The sequence below is a fragment of the Agromyces sp. P1_H4 genome (genome assembly GCF_056405255.1).
The window spans coordinates 1-5,135 of the sequence record NZ_JBFUCL010000276.1; the positions used below are offsets into that span (position 1 = coordinate 1).

General features: G+C 71.9%; 6 protein-coding genes. 2 read left to right on the forward strand and 4 right to left on the reverse strand.

The window, feature by feature from the left end; translation table 11 throughout:
- Positions 1-319 (reverse strand): FAD-dependent oxidoreductase (locus AC1DY2_RS15030; RefSeq protein WP_476763159.1); only part of this gene is annotated, 319 nt, incomplete at its 3' end.
- 85 nt (positions 320-404) lie between these two features.
- Positions 405-911 carry an N-acetyltransferase family protein gene (locus tag AC1DY2_RS15035; RefSeq protein ID WP_476763160.1) on the reverse strand — a complete coding sequence of 169 codons (507 nt, stop codon included), beginning with the start codon at positions 909-911 and terminating at the stop codon, positions 405-407.
- Between the two features lie 214 nt (positions 912-1,125).
- On the opposite strand from AC1DY2_RS15035, the gene AC1DY2_RS15040 reads away from it, so the two are divergent.
- Positions 1,126-2,448, forward strand: a complete 1,323-nt coding sequence (locus AC1DY2_RS15040) for an MFS transporter (RefSeq protein WP_476763161.1) — start codon at positions 1,126-1,128, stop codon at positions 2,446-2,448.
- A gap of 103 nt (positions 2,449-2,551) precedes the next feature.
- Here the strand turns inward: AC1DY2_RS15040 and AC1DY2_RS15045 are convergent, their stop codons facing one another.
- A complete protein-coding gene (locus AC1DY2_RS15045) occupies positions 2,552-3,040 on the reverse strand; it encodes a GNAT family N-acetyltransferase (RefSeq protein ID WP_476763162.1) in 489 nt (162 codons plus the stop codon).
- A gap of 107 nt (positions 3,041-3,147) precedes the next feature.
- Between AC1DY2_RS15045 and AC1DY2_RS15050 the strand changes: the two genes are divergently transcribed.
- Entirely contained in the window at positions 3,148-4,098 is a 951-nt protein-coding gene (locus AC1DY2_RS15050) for a prenyltransferase/squalene oxidase repeat-containing protein (RefSeq protein ID WP_476763163.1), read from the forward strand.
- Positions 4,099-4,304: 206 nt separating this feature from the next.
- Here the strand turns inward: AC1DY2_RS15050 and AC1DY2_RS15055 are convergent.
- Positions 4,305-5,135, reverse strand: an 831-nt coding sequence (locus AC1DY2_RS15055) for an oxygenase MpaB family protein (protein ID WP_476763164.1), incomplete at its 5' end; no start/stop codon positions are given.

A 5,135-nucleotide genomic window follows, 5' to 3' on the forward strand; every position in this document is an offset into this window, starting at 1 on the left:
GCTGGAACTCGCCGCGATGCACCGACAGTTGCGGCCAGTGGTAGCCGGCCGCGGTGCCGCGCGGCTCGCTCCAGATGAGCTGGCCGAGGCGATTGACGTACGTCAGCCGGCTGGGCGCCACGCCGATCGCGGCCACGGCGTCGCCGAGCCCGAGTTCGGTCAGCTCCCGCACCGCATGCGGGAGGAGGTTGATGCCGACGCCCAGCGGGCGGAGCTCCTGTGCGCGCTCGACCACGACGACGTCGGGGATTCCCGCGCGTTCGAGGCTCAGGGCGGTCGCGAGACCGCCGATTCCCGCACCGACGATGACGACCTTCACACGGCCTCCTTGCTCATGTGGATGTAATTTTGAAGCAAACATATCGCTCGGTCAAGGGCGAGATCGCACACGCGGCCGGCGCGGGTCAGAGGAACAGCTTGAGGCCCACGTGCGACGCGGCGAAGCCGAGCCGATCGTAGAACCGGTGGGCGTCCTCGCGGCGCGAGTCCGAGGTGAGCTGCACCAGCGCGGCACCCCGTGCGCGGGCGTCCTCGATCGCCCACCGCATCATGGCGCTTCCGAGCCCGTGGCCACGCACGGATTCCGCGACCCGCACCGCCTCGACCTGCATCCTGGTCGCACCGCCGCGCGCGAGCCCCGGGATGAGCGTGAGCTGCATCGTGCCGACGACCTCGCCCGCGGCATCCTCGACCGTGACGAGCGTCTGCGCCGGATCGCCGTCGATCGCATCGAACGCGGCCTCGTAGGCGCCCCGCCGCTCGGGCGACGTGCTGTCGTCGTTCGCCCGCAGCGCGTCGGCCGCGAGGAGCCCGATCAGGGCGGGGAGGTCGTCGCGGCGCGCACGTCGGACCGTGAACGGCGCGCCGGCGGCGTCGAGCATGACGGGAGTGGTGAGGGTGGCAGCGGGCATGCCCTCCAACCTGCCACAACCGCCGCGTCGCCGACGATCCCTCCGCGACCGCTCATCGCACGATCCGGTCCGCTCGCCGCAGGGGGCTTCCCCAGGTCCGCATCCATGCGCTAGCGTCGAGAACCCGACCGAACGATCGGTCAGGAACTACAGCGCTCCCACCCCTTGCGCTCCCTCCCCTACTGAGACCCCACGCCAGAACAACGGAGTTCGCATGACGTCAACCGTCCCCGAAGAAGCCCAGCGCACCGGCCGCATGCCGGCCGAGGAGCGCAAGGTCCTCGCCGRCACGCTGGTCGGCACCTCGATCGAGTGGTACGACTTCTTCATCTACGCGCAGGCAGCGGGCCTCGTGCTCGCCCCGCTCTTCCTCGCCCCCGTCGCCGAGACGAGCCCGGGCCTCGCCCAGGTGCTCGCCTTCGCGACGATCGGCATCTCGTTCCTCTTCCGGCCGCTCGGCGCCATCGTCGCGGGCTACCTCGGCGACCGCTTGGGCCGCAAGCGGATGCTGGTCTTCACCCTCGTGCTGATGGGCCTGTCGACCGCACTGATCGGCCTCCTGCCGACGTATGCCGCGATCGGCATCGCCGCGCCGATCCTGCTGATCCTGCTCCGCATCCTGCAGGGCTTCTCCGCCGGCGGCGAGTGGGGTGGCGCCGCGCTCATGGCGGTCGAGCACGCTCCCACCGCGCGCCGCGGCTACTTCGGCGCGTTCCCGCAGATCGGCGTGCCCGTCGGCATGATCCTCGCCACGTCGACCCTCTTCGTGATCACGTCGCTGCTCACGCCCGAGCAGTTCACCACGTGGGGCTGGCGCATCCCGTTCCTGCTGTCGATCGTCCTGATCGCCGTCGGCTATGTCATCCGCCGCGCGGTCGAGGAGAGCCCGATCTTCCAGGACTTGCAGCGCCGCAAGAAGGAGTCCGCGACGCCGCTGCGCCAGCTGTTCCGCCACAACACGAAGTCCGTCATCCTCACCGCCGTCATCTTCATCGGCAACAACGCCGCGGGCTACCTGCTGATCGCGTTCTTCGCCACCTACGCGGTCACGGTGCTCGGCATGGACCGACCGACCGTGCTCCTCGCGACCACGCTCGCGTCGTTCGGCTGGCTGGTCTTCACCCTGTGGGGCGGCCATGTCTCCGACCGGCTCGGGCGTGTGCGCACCTTCCAGATCGGCTACGCGTTCCTCGCGCTGTGGGCGGTGCCCATGTGGTTCCTCATCGACACCGGCGACATCGTGTGGTACTTCGTCGCGCTGTTCGTGATGACGTTCGGCCTCGGCCTCTCGTACGGACCGCAGGCGTCGCTCTACGCCGAGATGTTCCCCGCGAACGTCCGCTACTCGGGCGTCTCGATCGGCTACGCGCTGGGCGCGATCCTCGGCGGCGCGTTCGCTCCGATGATCGCCGAGGCGCTCATGAGTTCGACGGGCCAGTCGTGGACGATCGGCGTGTACATCGCCCTCGCCGCCCTGATCTCGCTCGTCGGCGTCTCCCTCGTGAAGGAGCCGAAGGGCATCGACCTGCACGCGTAGGTCGCGGTCGCCCGGCGKGGTCCACGCGATGAAGGGGGCGGATGCCGCATCCGCCCCCTTCACGTGCGCCCTCACGCCGGCCGGCGAGGGGTGCGATCAGAGGTCAGGTCGCGCGCGCGTCACGGCGATACCGGATGCCGCCGTCGCCGTGCCGCTCCACCGAGAACCCGTTCTTCTCCAGCACGCGCTGCGACGCACGATTGTCGTCCGTCGTCTCGGCGACGATCGCCGAGGCGCCGTGCCGGAGGGCCAGGCCGACGGCCGCCCGAAGCGCCTCGGTCGCGTAGCCCCGCCCGCGTGCCGCCGGCACGAGTCCGTAGCCGAGCTCGGCGACGCCGTCATCGGGGACACCGAGGAAGCCGATACCGCCGACCGCGAGGCCGTCGGCACGACGACGGATCAGGTACAGCCTGAACACCGGGTCGAGGAGCGCGGGGTCCGCGTCGGCGATCGCGGGCAGCACGTCGAGCTCGTCGGCGAGCGGATACTCGGGATGCCAGTCGTCGCCCGGCGCAGCCACGCCGGCGACGATCCGCGCGGCCTCCGCGGGGGTGATCGGGTGCAGCAGGAGCCGAGGGGTCACGAGGTCCATCGCCGCCAGTCTGACAGAGGACAGCGGCAGGCCAGGTGGCGGCGGGGTGCCCATGCCGCCCGCGTCAACGGGTGGCCGCTGTCGGCGGCATCCGGGACCATGGGCCCATGGATGTCACCGACTGGCTGCTCGACGCCGACCCCTCCATCCGCTGGCAGGTCATGCGCGACCTGCTCGACGAACCGGCCGACCGGGTCGCCGCCGAGCGGGCACGGGTGGCCCGTGACGGCTGGGGCCGGGCGCTGCTCGACCTGCAGGACGAGCGCGGCTACTGGGGCGGCGACGAATACGGCGAAGACGGCGACCGCCGCGGCACGCACTGGACCCTCTTCAACCTGCTGCGGCTCGGCGCACCGGCCGACGACCCCGCGGTGCGCTCGGCGATCGAGCGGGTTCGTGACGGCGTGGTGTGGAAGTACCACGACGGCCTGCCCTACTTCCACGGCGAGGTCGAGGAGTGCGTGAACGGCGGCGTGCTCGCGCTCGCGGCCTATTTCGGCGAGGCGGGGGCCGGCAGCGACCGCATCGTGGCGCGGCTGCTCGAGGAGCAGCTCGACGACGGCGGCTGGAACTGCGATCGCGCCGAGGGCTCGGTGCGCTCCTCGTTCGACTCCACCATCTGCGTGCTCGAAGGCCTGCTCGGGTACCAGCGGGCCGTGACCGACCCGCCACCGGCCATCGCCGAGGCCCGGCGCCGCGGCGAGGAGTACCTGCTCGAGCGGAGCCTGTTCCGCCGGCGGTCCACCGGCGAGGTCGTGAAGCAGCGCTACCTCAACTTCGCGTTCCCGCCCTACTGGACCTACGACGTGCTGCGCGCGCTCGACTACTTCCGCGACGCCGGCGGCCGCCCCGACGCCCGCCTCGGCGAGGCGATCGACGTGGTGCGCGCGCAACGCCGCGACGAYGGGCGCTGGCCGGCGGGCCGGCCGTGGCGRGGCGAGGTGTTCTTCGCGCTCGACGCACCCGAGGGCGACCCCAGCCGGTGGAACACGCTCAGGGCGCGGCGCGTGCTGCGCTGGGTCGAGGGCGACGCCTCGCCGGGCGCTGCGGCGGGCTAGGCGGGAAGGCCCTCGAGTTCGCCCATCGCGGTCGCGAACTCGCCGCCGAACGGGTCGTCGTCGACGAATTCCAGCTCATTGCGATCCATGATGTGTACCCCGATCCGCACCTTCGGCATGACTCGATTTGTTCGAGACGCCACGTTATGCCTGAAGGCAGGCGACCGCCAGCCCCCCGAACCGGGGGAAAGCGTCGCTCGCGGCGGTCACGACGCGGTTCGGCCCTCGAGCCGCGCGAGGCGGGCCCTGGCGTTCTGCTCGCTCGGCGACATCCGGCCCAGCACTCGCGTGCCCACGGCGAGGAACACCCGCGTCAACGTGATCGCCGGCCACCACGGCCGCCGCAGGCCGAGCAGCTCGCGGTAACGCGAGTCGAGTGAGGCGACGGCCCCGCCGAAGAGGATCGGGTAGAGCCGCCMGGTGAGCCCGGGCAGGCCCGGCCGGCGGATGAATCGCACCGCGGCGGCAACCCGCTCGTCGGGTTTCGCGTCGGCGAGGAACGCCGTGAGCTCGGCGTGCAGCTGCGCCACGCTCGTGGGCGGGTCGGTCACGCCCATGAGCCGGCCGGCCTCCGCCCACTCGCGCACGTAGGCGTCGAGCCCGCCAGGCACCGGCCGTCCCCAGATCCGGTGCGCGCCGATGAACGCCTCGGTGAAGGCGTCATGCACCCAGCGCAGCAGGTCCTCGTCGTTGGCCGAGTACTCGCGCTCCACCCCTCGAGCGTCGACGTACGTGCCGGTCACGCGCTCGTGCAGCCTGCTCACCCGAGCGGATGCCGCGGTCGCCGCACGCCGGTCGCCGAAGGTCGTCATGGCGACCCACCGCACGGTGCCGTCGAGTCGTCCGAGCGGGTCCTCGCCGTAGCGCGAGTGGTCGTGGACGCCGGCCATCGCCCCCGGATGCAGCGTCTGCAGCAGCAGGGCGCGGATGCCGGCGACGAGGGTCGGCAGCGCGCCGTTCACGGCCCAGACGGCGCTGCCCGGCCCGAAGAACCCGGCGTCGTCGCCCTCAGCGAGTGAGCGGGTCCACGCCGGACC